The sequence below is a fragment of the Lacicoccus qingdaonensis genome, assembly GCF_900101075.1.
In the GTDB taxonomy this organism is placed as follows: domain Bacteria; phylum Bacillota; class Bacilli; order Staphylococcales; family Salinicoccaceae; genus Lacicoccus; species Lacicoccus qingdaonensis.
Window position 1 is genome coordinate 40244 of sequence record NZ_FNFY01000004.1, and the last position, 20058, is coordinate 60301.

Annotated in this window: 20 protein-coding genes; 7 read left to right on the top strand and 13 right to left on the bottom strand. The window is 40.8% G+C overall.

Going from position 1 to position 20058, the window contains the following annotated elements:
* The first annotated feature begins 2 nt into the window (after positions 1–2).
* The 4 genes from dapD to lysA are packed head-to-tail and all read left to right on the top strand — an operon-like array spanning position 3 to position 4205.
* On the top strand, positions 3–719 hold the full coding sequence (dapD, locus tag BLR15_RS03615) for a 2,3,4,5-tetrahydropyridine-2,6-dicarboxylate N-acetyltransferase (RefSeq protein WP_407927514.1): 717 nt from the start codon (positions 3–5) through the stop codon (positions 717–719).
* A complete protein-coding gene (locus tag BLR15_RS03620) occupies positions 712–1854 on the top strand; it encodes a M20 metallopeptidase family protein (RefSeq protein WP_092984776.1) in 1143 nt (380 codons plus the stop codon). The genes dapD and BLR15_RS03620 overlap by 8 nt, the downstream gene beginning before the upstream one ends.
* A gap of 10 nt (positions 1855–1864) precedes the next feature.
* The gene (locus BLR15_RS03625) at positions 1865–2938 is read left to right on the top strand and encodes an alanine racemase (protein WP_092984778.1); all 1074 of its coding nucleotides are present in this window, start codon (positions 1865–1867) and stop codon (positions 2936–2938) included.
* Positions 2928–4205: a diaminopimelate decarboxylase gene (gene lysA / locus BLR15_RS03630; protein WP_092984780.1), complete on the top strand. Its 1278-nt coding sequence runs from the start codon at positions 2928–2930 to the stop codon at positions 4203–4205. Before BLR15_RS03625 ends, lysA begins: the two co-directional genes overlap by 11 nt.
* An 80-nt stretch (positions 4206–4285) precedes the next feature.
* Here lysA and cspA read toward each other — a convergent pair whose 3' ends face one another.
* Positions 4286–4486, bottom strand: coding sequence for a cold shock protein CspA (cspA, locus tag BLR15_RS03635; RefSeq protein ID WP_017548994.1), 201 nt, complete (start codon positions 4484–4486; stop codon positions 4286–4288).
* Between the two features lie 148 nt (positions 4487–4634).
* Complete coding sequence (locus tag BLR15_RS03640) at positions 4635–4949, bottom strand: DUF1033 family protein (protein ID WP_092984782.1); 315 nt, start codon at positions 4947–4949, stop codon at positions 4635–4637.
* Between the two features lie 105 nt (positions 4950–5054).
* On the opposite strand from BLR15_RS03640, the gene BLR15_RS03645 reads away from it, so the two are divergent.
* The 3 genes from BLR15_RS03645 to BLR15_RS03655 all read left to right on the top strand — a co-directional run bounded on the left by BLR15_RS03645 (position 5055) and on the right by BLR15_RS03655 (position 7248).
* On the top strand, positions 5055–5324 hold the full coding sequence (locus BLR15_RS03645) for an acylphosphatase (protein ID WP_092984784.1): 270 nt from the start codon (positions 5055–5057) through the stop codon (positions 5322–5324).
* An 18-nt stretch (positions 5325–5342) separates the two neighbouring features.
* Positions 5343–6068, top strand: a complete 726-nt coding sequence (locus BLR15_RS03650) for a 5-bromo-4-chloroindolyl phosphate hydrolysis family protein (protein ID WP_092984786.1) — start codon at positions 5343–5345, stop codon at positions 6066–6068.
* A 154-nt stretch (positions 6069–6222) separates the two neighbouring features.
* Entirely contained in the window at positions 6223–7248 is a 1026-nt protein-coding gene (locus BLR15_RS03655; RefSeq protein WP_407927532.1) for a toxic anion resistance protein, read from the top strand.
* A gap of 69 nt (positions 7249–7317) precedes the next feature.
* Here the strand turns inward: BLR15_RS03655 and BLR15_RS03660 are convergent, their stop codons facing one another.
* From BLR15_RS03660 to BLR15_RS03710, 11 genes are all read right to left on the bottom strand, one after another.
* A complete protein-coding gene (locus BLR15_RS03660) occupies positions 7318–7725 on the bottom strand; it encodes an RDD family protein (RefSeq protein WP_092984790.1) in 408 nt (135 codons plus the stop codon).
* Between the two features lie 60 nt (positions 7726–7785).
* Positions 7786–8685: an AEC family transporter gene (locus tag BLR15_RS03665; protein WP_143003924.1), complete on the bottom strand. Its 900-nt coding sequence runs from the start codon at positions 8683–8685 to the stop codon at positions 7786–7788.
* Positions 8686–8848: 163 nt separating this feature from the next.
* Positions 8849–10162, bottom strand: coding sequence for a branched-chain amino acid transport system II carrier protein (brnQ, locus tag BLR15_RS03670; protein WP_092984794.1), 1314 nt, complete (start codon positions 10160–10162; stop codon positions 8849–8851).
* A 111-nt stretch (positions 10163–10273) separates the two neighbouring features.
* Positions 10274–12025 carry a vWA domain-containing protein gene (locus BLR15_RS03675; protein WP_092984796.1) on the bottom strand — a complete coding sequence of 584 codons (1752 nt, stop codon included), beginning with the start codon at positions 12023–12025 and terminating at the stop codon, positions 10274–10276.
* 7 nt (positions 12026–12032) lie between these two features.
* On the bottom strand, positions 12033–12827 hold the full coding sequence (locus BLR15_RS03680; RefSeq protein WP_092984798.1) for an AAA family ATPase: 795 nt from the start codon (positions 12825–12827) through the stop codon (positions 12033–12035).
* A gap of 1 nt (position 12828) precedes the next feature.
* Positions 12829–13035 carry a DUF6501 family protein gene (locus tag BLR15_RS03685; protein ID WP_092985022.1) on the bottom strand — a complete coding sequence of 69 codons (207 nt, stop codon included), beginning with the start codon at positions 13033–13035 and terminating at the stop codon, positions 12829–12831.
* 93 nt (positions 13036–13128) lie between these two features.
* Complete coding sequence (odhB, locus tag BLR15_RS03690; RefSeq protein ID WP_092984800.1) at positions 13129–14421, bottom strand: 2-oxoglutarate dehydrogenase complex dihydrolipoyllysine-residue succinyltransferase; 1293 nt, start codon at positions 14419–14421, stop codon at positions 13129–13131.
* Entirely contained in the window at positions 14421–17207 is a 2787-nt protein-coding gene (locus tag BLR15_RS03695; RefSeq protein ID WP_092984802.1) for a 2-oxoglutarate dehydrogenase E1 component, read from the bottom strand. Before BLR15_RS03695 ends, odhB begins: the two co-directional genes overlap by 1 nt.
* An 88-nt stretch (positions 17208–17295) precedes the next feature.
* The gene (locus BLR15_RS03700) at positions 17296–18669 is read right to left on the bottom strand and encodes a sensor histidine kinase (RefSeq protein ID WP_092984804.1); all 1374 of its coding nucleotides are present in this window, start codon (positions 18667–18669) and stop codon (positions 17296–17298) included.
* Positions 18666–19343 (bottom strand): response regulator transcription factor, encoded by a 678-nt coding sequence (locus BLR15_RS03705; protein WP_092984806.1) that lies wholly within the window; start codon positions 19341–19343, stop codon positions 18666–18668. The genes BLR15_RS03700 and BLR15_RS03705 overlap by 4 nt, the downstream gene beginning before the upstream one ends.
* Positions 19344–19420: 77 nt before the next feature.
* Complete coding sequence (locus BLR15_RS03710; RefSeq protein ID WP_092984808.1) at positions 19421–20041, bottom strand: GNAT family N-acetyltransferase; 621 nt, start codon at positions 20039–20041, stop codon at positions 19421–19423.
* Positions 20042–20058: the final 17 nt, after the last annotated feature.

The following is a 20058-nucleotide window of genomic DNA, read 5'->3' on the forward strand; positions in this document are numbered from 1 at the left end:
TGATGGAAAAGTTTACAGCAGAGGAAATCATTCAATATATATCGGATTCTAAGAAAGAAACACCAGTAAAAGTATATGCAAATGGAAGTTTTGGGGATGTATCCTTCCCTGAAAGTTTTAAAGTTTTTGGCTGCAGGAGTTCAAAGACAATCTTTGCAGATTATGATGAATTCAATGAATTCTATAATGACAATAAAGATATTTTTACAGAGGTAGAAATTGAACAGGACCGCAGAAATTCAGCTATTCCATTAAAAGATCTGACAAATACAAAAGCACGTATCGAACCTGGTGCATTCATCCGTGAGCATGCGGTGATTGAGGATGGTGCAGTGATCATGATGGGTGCAACCATCAATATCGGTGCAATCGTTGGCGAAGGCACGATGGTTGATATGAATGCATCTCTCGGAGGGCGTGCAACAACAGGTAAAAATGTTCACGTCGGTGCAGGTGCAGTGCTTGCAGGTGTCATTGAACCGCCAAGCGCCTCCCCTGTCGTTATCGAAGATGATGTTCTGATCGGTGCAAACGCAGTCATTTTAGAGGGAGTGCGTGTCGGTAAAGGCGCCATTGTGGCAGCAGGCGCAATCGTCACGGAAGATGTACCTGAAGGTGCAGTCGTTGCGGGTACGCCTGCGAGAGTCATCAAGCAGGCAAGTGAAGTTGAAGGCTCAAAAAGAGAGATTGTCTCTGCATTAAGGAAATTAAATGACTGAGATTGAATTTGTAACAAAACATCGAAGACATCTGCATGAAAATCCCGAACTCAGCATGAATGAGTCCGAAACAACATCATATATAATAGAGATCATTGAATCTCTGGGTATTGATTATACGCAACCACTTCCTACAGGGGTGGTTGCGTATTTAAAAGGGAACAGTAATACAACCCTTGGATTTCGTGCGGATATTGATGCGCTGCCAATACACGAAGAGAACGATGTGGACTACAAAAGTAAAAATGAAGGCGTAATGCATGCGTGCGGTCATGACGGACATACGGCCGCGCTGCTGTTATTCCTAAAAAGGTGCAAACGTTTGAAAGATGACGGTGCACTTCCGCACAACTGCCATTTCATATTCCAGCCGAGTGAAGAGACGATGGCCGGTGCCAAACAGCTTATAGACAACTGGACGGACAGCCAGGCAATCGATGCGATTTTCGGCATTCATATCATGCCTGATGAAAAAACAGGCCTTGCCCTCTTCCGGGATAATGAGATTACGGCAAGTGCGACTGAATACCGGTTTTATGTTAACGGCTTGTCTGCACATGTAGCAAATAAGCATAACGGTAAATCTGCAGTCGAATCTCTAATGTTCATCACACGGGAAATCACACAGATCCAGCAGTTTCACCTGGACGGCCTGAACAGGAACATCATCCATATCGGACAGATGAATGCGGGTGAAGCGATTAACACTGTACCGTCAAACGGTTATCTCGAAGGTACGATCAGAACATATGAGGAAAATGATCTGAGCATCATAAAGAATCATATGGAAAAAATAAAGACCGGCGCGATGAATTTGTATGACTGTGAGATAGAACTGACATACAATGAAGGCTACCCCCCTGTTAAAAATACGCCGGCACTGCAGAATGTCGTATACGACAGTGTCCAGTCGGCAGGCATGAAAGCAGTCATAAAGGATAAGCCGTATTTGTTCGGGGAAGATTTCAGCTTTTACGATGAAATTGCGCCGACATATTTTATATTTGTCGGAGCTCAGGATGAAGAGCAGGGCTTTACAAGCAGCCTGCACACTTCCACATTTAATTTTGACGAGTCGGTGCTGGTTAAAGTCGCTGATTATTATGAAAATATATTGAAGAATTATAGTAACTGAGGTTGATAATATGAGCGGGATATTGACGATAGACAGAGAAAAACTTGTCACACAGGCAAAACAGGTTCAAAGCGGCATAGCAACAATTGCCGTCGTGAAAAATAATGCCTATAACTTCGGGCTGGAACTTGCGGTCCGGGCATTTCTAGAAGCGGGTATCACCGCTTTTGCAACAACCTCTTTGAAAGAAGCGGAAGCAATAAGAAAAATCACTGAGGAGTCAATGGTATTTCTATTGAATCCGACTTATGAATTTGAGTTCGTAAAATCTTTGAATTTAAGCATGACCCTCCCCTCTCTCGATTACTACAACAAGTATTATGAGGAACTGAACGGAATCAATGTGCACATAGAATATGCAGGATTGTTTAACCGTTCGGGATTTGAGTCATTCAGCGAGGTGCAGGAGGTGCTCAATCATCAAATGACTTTGGATGAGCATGAGAGATTCAATATAGAAGGAGCATGGTGCCACTTCGGCTATGCTGATGAATTCGACGGTGTTTATGAGACTGAACGGCAAAATTGGCTGGATTTTATTGGACATTTCAAAAAACTGGACATTGAGCCTGAATATATCCACTCTCAAAATACAGCGAGCTTCTCGAGGGATGGACTGCTTGAGGGGCACACCCACACAAGGCTTGGTATCGGATTATACGGCTCCAAGCCCTACTCCGGTTTAAATAATGATCTGTTCATGCAGCCATTCGATCTTCATTCCACTGTTGTACAGATCAGGGATATGGATGAAGATATGCCAATGGGTTATGGCGGCTCATTTGTCGCTGACAGAAAAACGAAAGTGGCTGTAGTGGATATCGGCTACGGTGACGGTGTGCTCAGAAAACGGGCAGAATTTGACTGTCTGATAAACGGCAGAAGATATCCCATCGTCACATTGATGATGAGCCATATGCTCGTAGAGGTTGACGAAGATGTTTCCATTAATGATAAAGTGTATATATATCATCCGGAAATGCGGCTGGATGAATACACATTTAAAGGTGTCGGCGCCAACTCCGAACAGCTTGCTACATTAAACTACAATACTTTGACAAAGGAGATTATACATGACTCTTGAATATCATAATGACAAACTTCAGTTCAGAGGCCAGGATGTAACTAATCTGGCAGACCAGTACGGCACACCACTCATCATTTATGATGAAGTCCATATGCGGGACATGATGAGGCGTTTTCATGCAGTACTCTCTTCCCACCTGGAAAACTATTCAGTTTCATATGCCTCAAAAGCATTCACTGCCCTGCAGATGATCAACTTATTAAAAGAAGAAGATATGGAAATCGACGTTGTTTCATCAGGAGAGCTTTATACAGCAATCAAAGGCGGCTTCTCACCATCACTGATCAAGTTTCACGGAAACAATAAAACCGTCGAAGAGCTGGAATTTGCACTCGAACAGGGTGTCGGGCTGTTCATCATCGATTCACTTGATGAAGTGAGACTGCTGAATGACCTTGCCCACTCACCCGTCGATGTGCTGATCAGAGTGAATCCCGGGGTGGACGTGGATACACATGAGTTTATATCCACCGGCCAGACAGACAGCAAATTCGGCATGTCCATCGTTGATGGTACGGCTCTGAAAGCCGTTATAGACATAGATAAAACTGAGAATTTAAATTTTAAAGGTATTCACTACCACCTGGGCAGCCAGCTGTCAGACCCGGCACCGTTCGTCAATGCCCTGACTGCTGTATATGACTGGCTGAATGATCATGAGATTGAAATAGAAATATTGAATATGGGCGGCGGATTTGGTGTCAGATACACTGAAGATGATATCAGATTTCCGATTGAGGAAGGTTTTGAAGAAATCCTTACACAGCTGAAAACAGTGTGCGCTCAATATGACCTTGAACTTCCTCACGTCATGATTGAACCCGGGCGTTCGATTGCTGCTGAAGCGGCTGTCACAGTCTATGAGGTTGGCACGGTCAAAGATATCCCTGGTGTCAGCAGGTATGTGTCCATAAACGGCGGTATGAGCGACCATATACGTACACCGCTCTATGGGGCCGAATATGATATAATACCCGTTAAAAAGCAAACTGACGACGTAGAGAGCGTGTCTGCACATGTTGTCGGAAAACTTTGTGAGTCAGGAGACATTGTAGGTAAAAATAAACCACTGCCTTCGACTATTGAACGTGGTGACTATGTAGCTGTAAAAACAACTGGAGCCTATCACTACTCCATGGCATCGAATTATAATCAGATGCAGAAACCTGCAGTCATTTTCATCTCACCGCATGGCGTGAAGCAGGTAATCAAGCGTCAGACACTCGATCAGCTTATCCAGAATGATGTACTCATAGAAGAATAAGGGCAATAAAAATACCCCATTACTTATAAAGTAATGGGGTTTAATTTACAATCTATGACAATCGTTAATTAATTTTTTAATTATAGTTTAACAACGTTGGCAGCCTGTGGACCGCGATCGCCTTCAACTACTTCAAATTCTACTGATTGACCTTCTTCAAGAGATTTGTAACCTTCTTGATTGATTGCTGAGAAGTGAACGAATACATCGTTTTCTCCTTCGATTTCGATAAAACCAAAACCTTTTTCTGCATTAAACCATTTTACTGTACCTTGTTTCATTAATTGTTCCTCCAAAAAGACTGTATTACAATAGTGAATAAAAGCATAAACCTGAAAAATTAGAAAATCTAGTCTTTCTTTAATATGTTTCTATTGCCTATTGATACTTAAAGTATACTAGACAATGTACACTTTTGCAAACCCAATTTCATAAAATATTCATAATCTTCGGCACTTCCATAAAAGTATTATCTTTCATGCATAAAGGTGTATAAAATATTTGAAGATCTTCTTCACAGTCTTCACAATATTCGAGTTCACAGGCATTATAAAATGCTATCAGATGGTACTTTCCCTTTTGATAAGTATGGTACTCCTCAGACATCTGCCTGATTAATTTTTCATAGTAATCCATCATGCTCATTTCAGAGTCGAAGTTTTTGATATTGATTAAATCATTCTGCCATCCTTCAAATAGCCACCAACCTTCATAATCAGCTTTTAACACGGCCACTTGATACATTTTAAAACCCCTATCTGTTATTATGAGATAATAGACATATTATATACGCGAATAATTAGCAATATCAAGTATAAGGTTTTATAATTATATATAAGAGGTGTGAATATGGAAGCAAAACTTATCACTTTAAGCGGAAGAGTACAAGGTGTAGGATTTAGATATCACAGTAAAATGATCGCTGATAAACTGGGCATTACAGGATATGCAAAAAATTTGACGGAAGATGTCGAAATCATGGCACAGGGAGATAAAGATGCTCTTGAAACTTTCATTAAGGAAGTTTCAGAAGGCGCCTCCCCGGGTTCGTCCGTCGAGGATTACACAGTCCAATCTGTGGATACTGATGACAAATACCAGAAATTTAAAACATTATAATGATTGCAGGTGTTACAAATGAAATTTAAGATTTCACATTGGACTGCATCGATTGTTGCTTTACCGGTTTCGATAGTGACTGGTTTAATTTCTATGCTCGCTTTGGACATCCACCTTATCTATGATGTGCTCGTCGGCGCAGGTGGATTTTTTGCAGCTTACCTGCCGACCCAGTCTGTAAGCCAGAATAGACAATTGAAAGAATACGGGTTGACCAAAAGTGAATATAAATATATTCAAAATCAGATGAAAGAAGCCAAAGAAAAACTGAACCGCCTCAGGCAAAGCTACTATAATATCCGTACTCTGAAAGATGCGAAGTTGATATTTGATATCAACCGCATCGTAAAATCAATAATCAATACAGTCGAAGATGATCCAAAGATATTTTATAATGTGCAGCAATTTTTCCATTCAAACCTGGATTCGGCGGTAAATACGATTGAACAGTATTTATTTTTGTATAAGATGCCGGGGAAATCAAAAGATGAGAAAATCAAACTGCATGAAACCCGTCTTTCTTTATTGGAACTGAAAAGAACACTTCAGGCCAATCTATCCCATATGAACCGCTCGACTTACCAATCACTTGAAGTAGAAAAAGAAATCATAAGCATGAATAAGCGCAGAACTGACAAAAGAATGCAGCTTGATAACAAGCTGCACGAACAAAAAGTGGAAATCCCTAAAAAGGAACAGGAAAAAGTAAAAGCCCGTAGGAGTGAAAATAATGAATCAAGATAATAAAAAAGATTTAAAAGATGAACTTTTGAATGATCCCTTTGCGTCCAGAGAGGCCTCAGACCTCCCCTCTCTCCAGCCTGAACAGCAGGATGCCGTACAGGATGGCAATAAAAGCGTATTGACTACATTCAAAGAGAGATTCAGTGAGGATGATATGAAACGCATTCATGATATAAAATCCAAAATTGAACCATTGGACAACGATGCTTTGATCACCTATGGTTCGAATGCGCAGCAGGCCCTCTCAAAATTTTCACATCAGATGCTGAATGAAGTGCAGTCCAAGGATGTCGGTCCTATCGGGGAGACATTGGAAAGCCTGATGAAGAAACTGAAAGAAATCGACCCTGATGAATTGACCAATGATAAGAAAAATATTGTCAGCCGTTTATTCGGCCGCATGAAAAAGTCTGTCAATGAACTGATATCCAAACATCAGAGCGTGGCATCCCAGGTCGACCGGATCAGTATCCAGCTGGAACATGCAAAAGAAATCCTCGTGAAAGATGTACATCTGCTGGATAATCTATATGATCAGAATAAAGATTACTTCGATGCGATTAATATTTACATCGCTGCTGCAGAACTGAAAAAAGAGGAGATTGAAACGGAAGTCCTGCCCTCACTGAGAGAAAAAGCAGACCAGTCAAGCAATCAGATGGATGTACAGGATGTCAATGATATGATGCAATACGTCAACCGTCTGGAAAAAAGACTGCACGACCTGAAACTATCCAGACAGATTACATTGCAATCTGCACCTCAGATCCGCATGATACAAAATATTAACCAGACACTTGCGGAAAAGATTCAAAGTTCCATTCTGACAAGCATACCACTTTGGAAAAACCAGATGGCGATCGCACTGACACTGCTCAGACAGGAGTCAGCTTCAAAAGCACAGCAGGCAGTGACAAACACAACGAATGAATTACTGACAAAAAACTCTGAAATGCTGAAGCAGAATTCCCTGAGGACAGCACGTGAAAACGAAAGAGGCATCGTCGATATTGAAACGCTGAAGACGACACAGGATAACCTGGTTACTACCATCGAAGAGACATTACAGATCCAGGCTGAAGGTTCTCAAAAACGCAAAGAAGCTGAAACTGAACTTGTCCAGATGGAAGAAGATCTGAAATCAAGACTTCTGCAGCTTAAAGAAGAACACAGATACTAATTATCTGTTCAAATGAAAATCCGGAGCATCCCCTGATTTATGGATGCTCCGGATTTATTTTTAATCCTCTTATCTTCTGTAAACCACTCTGGTTTTCGCAAATATATCATGAATCGCCTTTTTATCCTCTCTAACCCCTATCATAACCGCCGAGACGACAGCCGCAAGACCCAGAGTCACTGCATAAAGAATCGGTGTCAAAAAATCTCTGATGATCATTTGGAACAGTCCGACATCTGCCCCGTCTTCATTGATGATTCGTATGCCGAAGGCACGTTTTCCGATAGTATATCCAGTCCAAATGACCGGCAGCAGTACATAATACAACAGTGAAAAGACTCCTTCCAAAGACTGCACTGCCCTGCTCCCTGTGTCGAGTGAGAAAATACCGATGAATAAAAATATAATGACGCCTATAATGATCAGATCAACGACTCTTGCGCCCAGTCGCACCCAAAACCCTGCTCCATTTTCCATAAAAATAACACCCCGTCTGTAAGATTTGTTATATATTATCCTACAGGAAAGAGTTACATGTTAAAAGAGCTGCATAGCGAGGAAGATTACAAAGGTGACTGTAATACTGCTGAGCAATGTACTGTAAAGCACAATCTGCGCGTGAAGCTCCGGCGCTACATCATACTCGAGTGCAAGCGTTGCAGTGTTCCGTGATGTCGGAAAGGCACTGGCAATGAGTAATGACTGGGCGATCACACCTTCAATGCCAAGTGTATATATTAAAATTAATGCAACAGCCGGCCCCATGATCAATCTGCCTGCCAGACTCCATGGAATCACTTTTTGGAAAGATCTTATTTTAATACTTTCCAGCTGCGCACCAAGTAAAATCAATGCGAGTGCTGCAAAGCCCCCTGCCAGCTGTTCTATAGGCACCAGCAGGAATGTCGGTATCGGTGCATTAAAAACCTTGAAGAGCAGTGCGATGACCAGTGCATGAATGATGGGCAGTTTAAGCAGGTCCCTCAATAATTCAAGGATGGTTTTTGAAGTTGATATCAAATTGTATAAACCATAGGTGAAAGTCAATAGATTCTGAACGACAAGAACAATAATCTGGACGGATACACCCAGTGGATTGGAGCTGAATACCAATTGACTGACCGGCAGACCATAGTTCCCGGAGTTCATCAGAGATATGCTGTTTTTCAGGGCGGTCGCCTCCGCCCTTTTCAGGTTCAGCAGCCGGCTGAATATATTACTTAGAATGATTAAAATGGATATGAATAAAGTAAGATATAAAAACAGCTGAACGACAAGGGAAAAGTTGATTTCAGCATAGTAGATATTGATGAATACTGCTGCCGGCATAAAACAGTAAGTGACCAGGTTGGCGATAGGTCTCAGTCTGAACTGGAACTTTTTCTGAAGAAGCAATCCAATTCCAAGAAGGATTAAAATTGGGACGATTACGTCCATAAAAACAGGAATGATATAGTTCACTTCTACTCATCTCTTTTCTATATCATAAGTTAACTTTATTATAACACTTGCAGATGATAAGAAATAGCGAAGGATTTATATGAAAAACTTATAATAAACGATAAAAAAGGAGAAGAGCACAGCCTTCTCCTTTCAGATTTTAAGTGTATGACACCTTTTCTTTTTTCATGCCTATCAGATAGCCGATAATATAGCCGATAATCAATAATGGAATCCATTCAAATGAAGTTTCAAATAACGGCATGGCCTCCATGAATGATAAATCAGCCCACTCATTTCTGTGAATGACTGCAAGGATGCTTGTAACTATAATCAGTACAATTGGTATCTGCAGTGCCATCCTTGGTGACGGTACAAAATAACTGAATATTAACAAGAGTACAGAAGCCATCGCTATAGGATAAATGATGGATAGTACCGGTACACTTGTTGTAATTACCTGATCCAGACCCTGGTTGGCAAGGCCGAATGAAATCAGAGTAAATACTACTACAAATACTTTGTAAGGTACTTTAGGGATAATACTGTTAAAGTATTCACTCACTGCAACAATTAGACCTGTGGCGGTAGTTATACATGCCAGAAGCACAATAATACCCAGCAGTATTGCCCCGAAACCGCCGTATGCATCAGATGAAATGAACGTCAGAAGGTACGTACCCAGATTCTGTTCATCCGGTGCAGAGCCGCCAAGATCCACCCTATTACCCAGCCAGCCCAGAGAAACATAGACCAGTCCGAGTAGAAGTGCTGCAAGTGAAGCAGACTTTATTGTCCCAAATAACAGTGCTTTCCTATTTTTGACGCCAGTGGCACGTATCGCATTCAGAACGATTACAGAAAAGGCAATGGCAGCAATGGCATCCATTGTCAAGTAACCTTCCTGGAAGCCTGCTGAGAATGGTGCATCGACATTAAAGCTTTCTCCTGCAGGATTTACAGGGTTTGATATGTACATTGCAATCGCAGTGCCCACAAGAAGCAGTATTGAAATCAACAATATCGGTGTCAGAACTTTACCTATACTGTCAGTCAGAGTACCAGGATTCCAGCTCAAGGCAAATACTACTATAAAAAATATTACGGAAAAGACTAATAGTGCAATGGCACTCGGCGAATCAAGAAATGGAATAAGGCTCATTTCATATGCAGTTGTTGCAGTTCTCGGAATCGCAAAAAACGGTCCGATCGTCAGATAAATTACAACCAGCAGTCCGATGGCAAATGCTGGATGAATCGCCTTTAAAGACTCTTTATAGCCCTCTTTGGAAATCGATCCTACAATAACACCCAACAACGGCAGACCGACCCCGGTAATGACGAAGCCGAGAATTGCCAGCCAAAAATACTCGCCGCTTACAAATCCAAGGCCAGGCGGGAATATTAAGTTACCTGCACCAAAGAACATTGCAAACAGCATAAAACCTACTACGAAAACATTCTTATTACTCATTTGCGAACCTCCGTGTAAACTGAAATTATAGAACCAGTTTACATGATAATACCAGTAAAGTCCATAAGATTTAAAACTTTCAGATATTTGACAAATTCGTTAATTACAGGGTTATCTGGTAATTGACAGTAATATTTTATTCAGCAGGTTTGCTGTTGCGTCAGGAATCTCCTCAGCATGCTTGACGATGATAGTATTGTTTCCATATATATCCTTAATTGATTCAAGTGTCTGCTCGTCGCTGTCTTCACTTATAAAAATATTGATGACGTTGATATTCTTTCTGTTCGCAATATTCACTGCTTCATGTGTATCGACAATCCCATTCTGATTGTAATTCTCTGCACTTGGCAGTCCGTCTGAAAACATGATGATGAACTGATCTGCTTCACTATGGTTTTCCAGCAATGATATTTCATGCTTCAGGATGAATCCGTCTCTGTTGTCTCCTGAAGATTCAATACCGAGGATTGAAACGGGATAATAATACTGTGATTTTTCAAAAGTTAAATGCTCGTATATTTTATTGGGGAAATTATTCGGAGTCACTTCGAAAGTATCTTCATGATGTGAAATGATACGATGTTTGATATTCAGTGATTTCAGTATATTGTTGAAAACGATCACGGCTGAAATCGTCTCTTCCAAGTGCGATTCCATTGAAAACGACTGATCGACAATCAGCGTAAAGATGGCATCGATATCTGCAGATTCCGAATCTTCCTTTATAAACAGTTTATGACTGCCTTCTATTATCGGCATCACGGGATTTTTCATCAGTTTACCGCTGGATTGATGCTTACGGACTTCATTCAGCTTAAAATTCAGAAGCTGCTGTATATCCCCTATCACTGTTTTCGTAAGCTGTCCGTACCGATTATAAAGTTCGCGGTATTTCTGATAATCACTCAATCTCACTTTAGGCTGGGAGATTTCAAGCAGTGCATGCTGGTTGGTTGACGATTGGTCCCTGAATTTATTGCTGCCGGTGTTTTTTCCAAAACCTTCATTAAATTCAGAAACATCATCATCGTACATGTTCACTTTCTTACTGTCGGATTTTTGAGCATTGAGAGCGTCCCCCACTTCTCCGAGTACGGTTGCCTCTTTAGAAGCGCCGCTTGTTTTGGTATCTACTTCACTTTTATCGTCTTCATCATCGTAGCTGTCATCGGAAGATAAACTTTGCGGATCTTTTCTGAATTCACTGGTCTTATTAAATTCATGAACATCACTGAAAGAAATGTCATGTAAAGAGATGACTGACTGATTGTCAAGTTTAAATTCATCGGTGAGACGCGTATGGAATTCCCGGGCAATTTCAATGCTTTCTGCAGTAGAGTTGGAAGAAAATTCAAAAGTTGAACCGTAAAATTCCATTTCTTCTTCAAAATCCAGTAGTTTTAAGTTCAGAAGCTGTAAAAATTCATCTGCCGTGTTTTTAGTCTGCTTTGAATAATAATTTTTAAGAATCCGGTCTCCTTCTTCAAAGAGGTTTTTTATTACCGGCCTTCTTTCAACACTGCCTTTTCTAAGCCTTAAATGCTCTATGGAAAGGAATATCTGCTGAAGCAGTTTATCTTTGTTTTTCAATTCATCATACTCGGAGTAGTCGAGCACAGATGTCGCCGTATAGTGTGTGAAAATATCATGTTTAAATCCATCCAGCTCAGCTATGTCCGGACGGTGCTTCCAAAACATGCTGAAATTCATGACCTTTTTCCGGGGATTGTAATATGAGTGCTTTCGTACACTGACTGTTAAATTCGGTTCTTCGAAAAGCAGACGGCACAAATCAGTCAGTTCCATCATATTTTTGGAGTCGACGAGTTCATCATTAAATTTAATAAAAGAATAGCTCATATTTCAATCACAACTCAAAGTGTAGTTTAAAAGCATTATAAATTGCAGTTTTCTCTTGTTCATTATCCAGTTTATCTATTATCGTTCTTTTTAGTGCTCTTGATTCTGTAATAAGGGTGCTCAAATCCGCAAGATCTATCAAGCTTCTGACGCTGGAGGATTCTTTTGATATCTGGCCCTGTCTGGTCATAGTGACGAGGTCTTTATGAAAATCAGTCAATTTTTTCAAAATATCTTCATCATCCTGAATACTTTGCTTTTGTAAAATTTCTAAAAGAGCTTCATTGGACACATAATCGATTTCCACGATATTAAAGCGGTTGAGCAGTGCTTCGTTCATAGGCATGGTTCCCGCATAACCTATATTGATGGCAGCAATGACCAAAAAGTCTTCATGTGCCACGATTTCTTTGCCGGTCAACGGGTTTGTCATTGTTCTTCGGTAATCGAGCGCTGCATTCAAAATCGGGAGCACTTCCGGCTTCGCCATGTTTATTTCGTCAATATACAATATGAAACCATTTTTCATTGCACGGACCACCGGTCCGTCGATAAAGACGATTTCCTGTCTGTCATCTTCATACTCAATCGTTTTAAAGCCGAGTAATGCTTCGATGTCGATATCCACTGAACAGTTGATACTGATCATGTCCCGGCCCATATCCATGGAAAGATCATCTGCAAGCCTCGTTTTCCCCGCACCGGTCGGTCCTTTTAATAAAAGGTTCTTCCCAAGTTTTAAAATGTTCAGGGAGTCTTCTTTAATCGTTGAATCTTCATGTTCAAACTTATGATGTTTCATATCAGCCGGTCACATCTTCAAAGTATGTCTTATAGTAACCTCCGACTTTACCGGAGTTATCCTTGACGAAAATGTATTCTTCGGTTTCATTTACAACAGTATAAGTCTTTCCTTCAGTCAACATATCGTTCACTTTGTATTTCTGTGCATCAGTATGTTTCACCCGAACAGTTTTTAAGTTATTATTCTGCCATGTTTCATGTAACATCATTGACCAGTCTCCATTCCTAATTATTAAAGTCCTTATATTTTAACATAAAAAAGCAAGATACCAGTAACAGTATCTTGCTTTGAATTAATTTTAACCTTCCAATAGTAAGTCTTCAGGGTTTTCAATCAGTTCCTTAATCGTCTTCAGGAAGTTTACTGATTCTTTGCCGTCGATCACTCTGTGATCATAGCTCAGTGCAATGTACATCATCGGGCGCACTTCTATGGAGCCGTCAGGCATTGCAACTGGACGCTTTTGAATTGTATGCATGCCTAGAATACCTGCCTGGGTGCCATTCATGATCGGTGTGGACAGTAATGAACCGAATACACCGCCATTTGTGATGGTAAATGAACCGCCCGTCATTTCATCCAGTGATAATTTTTTCTCGATTGCCTTCGTCGCAAGGCCGGCGATATCAGCTTCGATTTCAGCAAATGTTTTGCGGTCACAGTTTCTGACAACCGGAACGACCAGTCCTTCATCGGTAGATACTGCGACACCGACATCATAGAACTGTTTATAGATCATTTCATCTCCATCAATTTCAGCATTTACAGCAGGGAATTGTCTTAATGCTGCCACTGATGCTTTAGTGAAGAATGACATGAAACCAAGACGTGTACCGTCATGCTTTTCCTGGAAAGATTCTTTTTTACGTTTTCTGAGTTCCATCACATTCGTCATATCGACTTCATTGAACGTTGTCAGCATTGCCGTATTCTGCTTAACTTCGTGCAGGCGTTTGGCAATTGTTTGTCGGCGTCTGGACATCTTTTCTCTGATGACCGGTTTTTCAGGTTCTGTACTTGCAGGTTTAGATTCAGATTTTTCTTCAGATTTCTTGCTTTCCGATTTCTGGTTGGCCTTTGATGCCTCATGATTCTCTACATCCTGGGAGCGGACATGCCCTCTTGGATCACCTGCGTTGATTTCTTTAAGTGAAAGACCTTTTTCTCTTGCAAGTTTTCTTGCTGCCGGAGAAGCGATGATGCGGTCAGACCCTTCAGTATCTTCAGAGCTTTCATCCTCTTTTGGCTGGGAGTCCGACTCAGATTTTTTCTCTTCGTCTTTGGAAGCATCTTCCTTATCATCTTTCTTCTCTTCTTTTTCATCATCTTTTTTATCTTCTGATGGTGATGCTTCACCGCTTTCATCAACAACGGCAATCACTTGTCCAACTTCGACAGTGTCACCTTCCTCTGCTTTAAGCTCTGTGATTACACCAGCCTCTTCACTGATAACTTCAACATTGACCTTATCAGTTTCAAGTTCTAATATATTTTCACCTTTTTCTACAGAGTCACCTACACCTTTTAACCATGACGCAATTGTTCCTTCTGAAATCGACTCAGCTAATTCTGGTATTCTTACTTCAGCCATTATTCATCCTCCTGCACTTTCATTGCTTTTTCTATAATATTTTGTTGTATCTTTTTATAAGTCTCTCCATCACCTTCAGCTGGTGAAGATGAAATCGGACGGCCAACATATGACCTTTTTACATTTTGCGGTAAAATATCAAGGATTTTTGGAAGTACAGAACTGTAAGCTCCCATATTCTTCGGTTCTTCCTGTACAAATCTCACTTCGTCGAGATTTTCAATGCTGTCAAGAACTTCTTTTATCTCTTCGCCAGGGAAAGGATAAAGCTGTTCAATTCTTATAAGTGCGATTTCTTCCGGGTTATTGTCCTTTTGATGGTTCAGAAGATCGACTGCCATCTTACCATGTGCCAGGAGCACTTTTTTAACCTTGGATTTATCATGTTTTTCGACGATTATCTCTCTGAAATGATTGCCGATAAATTTATCTACAGGGTTGCTTACAAGCTGATTTCTGAGTAAGCTTTTTGGTGACATGATAACGAGAGGTCTCATCTTATCAGTGTTCAGATATCTCGCCTGTCTTCTGAGTAAATAGAAATAGTTTGCAGTACTTGTCAGATTGACTACTGTCATGTTCTGGTTTGCACCTAAATGCAGGAATCTTTCCAGTCTTGCACTTGAATGCTCAGGGCCGGAGCCTTCCTGACCGTGTGGCAGGAACAACGTAAAGCCGCTTGTTTCTCCCCATTTGGCATTTCCTGAAGACATGAAATTATCAAAGTAAACCTGTGCCATGTTGGCAAAGTCACCATACTGTGCTTCCCAGATTACAAGTGATTCCTTGTTTTCAACGTTGTATCCATAATCAAAACCGACTACGGCTGCCTCTGATAAAGGAGAGTTATGAATATCAAATGTTGCCTTTACATCTGGTACATGATGCAGTGGGATGTATTCTCTGCCGTTTTCTGAATCGTGAAGTACCGCATGTCTGTGGGCAAAAGTACCTCTTTGTGAATCCTGGCCCGTTAATCTGATCGGCGTACCATCCTGATTGATGGTTGCAAATGCCAAAGCTTCCGCATGTGCCCAGTCCACCAGTGCTGTATCATCCTCGAATGGCAGTTTGCGGCGGTCAAGCACCTGCTTCAGCTTCTTGAATACCGTAAAGTCTTCGGGATATTCGAATAATGCATCATTGATTTCTTTTAATCGTTCAAGTGTTATTTCAGGTTCCGGTTCGTTCTTCAAACCTTCCTGAATTGCTTCAGGCACTTCGATTTCGGATTTGATGACAGTATCCGTTTTATCGATTTTATCATGTGCAGCACGCATTTCCTTTTGTGCATCTTCTATGATATTTTCTTTTTCTTCTTTTGAAATGATTTTTTCTTCAACCAGCTGACTGCCGTATATATGCTCAATTGTATCGTGAGCCTTCACTTCTTTATAAAGCATCGGGTTGGTTGTGCTCGGTTCATCCATTTCATTATGGCCGTAACGACGGTAGCCGATTAAATTGATGACAGCATCTTTATTGAACGCCTGTCGATATTTAAGAGCGAGTTCGATCGTTCTGAGTACATGTTCAGGCTTGTCAGCGTTAACATGAAATACCGGCAGATTGAAACTTAATGCGGCATCTGATGCATGGTCGGTTGAACGGGCATCGAATTCCTCCGTCGTAAAACCGACTCTGTTATTGGCAACAATATGGATAGAACCGCCTGTTGTGTAGCCGTCCAATTTACCGAGGTTCAGTGATTCAAAAACAACACCCTGTGCAGGAAATGCAGCGTCACCATGGACTAAAACGGCCAATGAGCGGTTGAAATCCAGGTCTGGCAGGCCGTTATGGTCTGTATCTTCCTGCTCTGCTCTTGTTTTCCCCTGGACTACGGGACTAACAACCTCAAGGTGACTCGGGTTGTTTGCCAGCGTAATCTGCTGGTCAATTCCATTGTCAGTTCTCAGTTTTGATCCGCCGAGATGGTATTTGACATCCCCGACCCATCCGGAAGTCAGTGATAATGAATTATCTTCCGGCAGGAACTTCATCGGATCAGTGTGCATGAATTCACTGAGCATCATCTCATATGGTTTTTCCAAAATATGAGTCAGTACATTCAAACGTCCTCTGTGAGCCATGCCGATTTGAAGATTCGGAATATTTTCCTTAGCCATCAACTTCAATAAATGTTCGAGCATCGGGACCATGGTGTCCAGACCTTCAATAGAGAAACGCTTGGCTCCGACAAAGTTCTTATGAAGGTATTTTTCAAATCCTTCAACTTTGGACAGTACTTTAAAGAGTTCGATTTTTTCATCTGATTTGAGATTGACTTCATCTTGATTTTCAATTGTTTCTTTCAGCCATTGTCTTTCTTTTGAATCATTGATATGCATAAACTGGTATGCAATGGGACCCGTATATACTTCATACAAGTGATTGAAAGCCTCACTTGCATTGTCATATAACGATCCCAGGTGGGGACTTACCAGTGAAGCAGGTACATTCTTCAACAATTCATCTGAAATACCGTGTTCTTTAAAGTCTAAAGAAGGTTTATTTTTAATCTCTGGTTCATATACAGGATAAATATCTGCTTCCAAATGACCGAAAAGTCGAATTTCGTCCAAAAGACGCAGCATACCCTTTACATTTTGTTTCGCATCCTGACTTAAACTACCATCTTGCGATGTTCCTAGATTTTCAAACAATGTTCGCATTTCATCGCTGACATTATTTGGATTTTCTAAATAAGAATCATGAATATCAAGGAGTAGACCAAGATTCATTCCGAATCTCATTGGAGCCTCTTCATAGGCTTTCCCTTCCATCTTTGCAGCACCTCTTTAGTTTTATATGTTTTATATATTATACATTCCCATTTTAGCACTACTTAATGCTATTTTAAAGGTGGCAACTTTATGAATTGCCTTCATTTAAAGGGAATCGGATAATAACTTTTGTAAAATTTCCTTCTTCACTTTCAAACCATACTTTACCTTTATAGTTTTCAATCAGCTTCTTACCGATGGATAATCCGAGGCCGTTGCCTCCCTGCTGTCTGCTGCGTGATTTGTCCACCCTGTAAAATCTGTTGAAAACATTCTCAAGATCTTCTTCTGGTATACCTATACCGTGGTCCATTATTATAATGTCGAAATATTCATTATGTTTCTCAGTCTTGGTAATGATGTATTTATACTCTGTATCATACTTTACAGCATTGTCGAGGAAAATCAGTAATAACTGCTCTAAATGATGATTATTGATCTTAAATGGTATGGAGTCATGCGAGTGCTCAACAGCAAAATGATAATCAGGATGGATCTTTCTCATACTGTCGACCCGGGAGTTGATCTCATCTATTATATTTACTGTTTCAACTTCCTCCAGCTGCCTTGGATTATTTTTTGTCAGCAGTAATAACTCTTCAACCAGCTTATTGATGCGGTGGAGCTCATCGATGGATATATTCAGGGACTCTTCCAGAATTTTAGGATCATTTTTCCCCCACCGGTTGATGAGTTTCAAGTGACCCTGGATAATCTGCAGCGGCGTTCTGAGTTCGTGGGAAGCATCTTCCACAAACTGTTTCTGCTGATTGAACGACTCTTCAAGTGAATCCATCATATTATTGAATGAGGTAACCATATAATCGGTTTCCTCGGTATCTGTAGATAATGAAAGACGTTCAGAAACACCTTCCCCTTCTATCCGTTTCAATTGATTGGCAATGCTTCGAATCGGCTTGACCATCTGTGTGGAGAAGAAGTAGCTGACTATCGAAGTGAATAATATTGAAAGAAAACCAATAATCAATGCAATGAGGACCATGGTCCGAATAATCAGATAATAATTATCCAGTGGATGAATGACTGTCAGATAACCATTCCAATACATAGTATCGATATTAGACCGGCCAACAAGAAAATTGCCGTCATCTGTTTCCATCGATGTGATGACTGTATCACTGACCGGCACGAAGTCTAACGGCAGGTCATGCAACTGATTCGTCGGTTCAGTTGTAACGATATTGCCGCTCCGTGTATAAAGAATCATTGTCTGTTCGTCATAAAGGCTTGTGATAATATCATTTCTTGAAATAGTATTGATGGGTTGTGTTTCATAAATATGCTGAAGTTCCTCAAGACTTCTGTCCAGTGCCCTTTCTTCGAGGTCTCTTAAATAAAGACTGGTGAAATAAATCAGAAGGGTACTGAATATCAGATAGGTGAATGATATTATCAGTGTGGATAATCTCAGCCATTTATACTTTAAGGAGTTTTTGTTCATGTTCTTATCACGTACCCGACTCCCCGGACAGTTTCTATTACTTTGTGCTTGTTGAAGGGTTTGAGCTTATTGCGTAAATATCTTATATAGACGTCCACCACATTGGTTTCAACTTCACTGTCATATCCCCAGACATGTTCCAATATCTGCTCCCGCCTCAGAACGATGCCGACATTTTTCATAAGAAGATAAAGCAGTTCATATTCCGTTTTGGTCAGTTCCAATTCGGTATCATCAATTGTCACTTTGTAAGCGGAAATGTCCACTGAAATCCCATGCAGTGAAAGAATCTTATTATTGCCGGCTTCCGAATCATCCGCCCTTCTCAGCATTACACGGATTCTTGCCAGAAGTTCTTCGATTTCAAACGGTTTTACTATGTAGTCATCTGCCCCGTAATCCAATCCGACCACTTTGTCGTAAGTTTCCCCTTTGGCGGTAATCATGATGATTGGCGTATTTTTGGATTTACGGATTCTGCGGCAGACTTCAAGGCCGTTTAAAGCCGGCAGCATCAAGTCCAATAAGATGCAGTCATAATTATAATTCAATGCTTTGTCGAGCCCATCTTCCCCGTCGGCACTCAATGTTACAGAGTACCCTTCATGGGTCAGTTCAAGCTCTATAAAACGAGCTAAATTAAGCTCATCCTCTATAACCAGTACATGCTTCAATCCATTCACTTCCTTTGTGCTATCATACCACTTTTTATTTATATGAAAAATAAAAAACACATAATATGAATTATGTGTCAGCTTGCCGTAAAATCAGGCATGTCCAGCATGTAACTCTGCTGTTTTATCATCAGATTTTTCTTCACATCCGCCCATTCATCATCAATGATCGAATAGACGATCAAGTTGCGGGGAACGCCGTGAAGCTTACGTTCTTTTCTCAGTATCCCCTCTTTGGTAAAGCCGAGTCTTTCAACTGCCCGGTGGCTTCTTACATTTCTTTCGTCCACCCTGATCTGGACTCTCATCATATTTAAAGTTTCAAAACAGAATTCGAGCAGCAGAAACTTACTGTCCGAGTTTACGAAGGACCGGTGTGCTTTTGTACCAAACCATGTCGCACCGATTTCACAACTTTGCCGTTCATAGTCAATATGCTGTATCCTCGTACTGCCGACAACTTCTCCGCTGTTTTTCAATATAACTGCAAAAGGGATGCTTTTCAATTGATTTCTAAGTTCTATGGCGCTTTTTATCCACTCTGTCATGAGCGGCAGTGTCGTTGCCTGAAACAACATATAGGACCAGATGCTCTCATGGTTGATGTCCTGCAGTTCTTCTGCATGGCTCAACTGGAGAGGGACAAGTCTGATTCTTTCATTTTCCAACGTTATGGATTCATATAAATTTACAGCCATTTGAAATCACCTTCTTT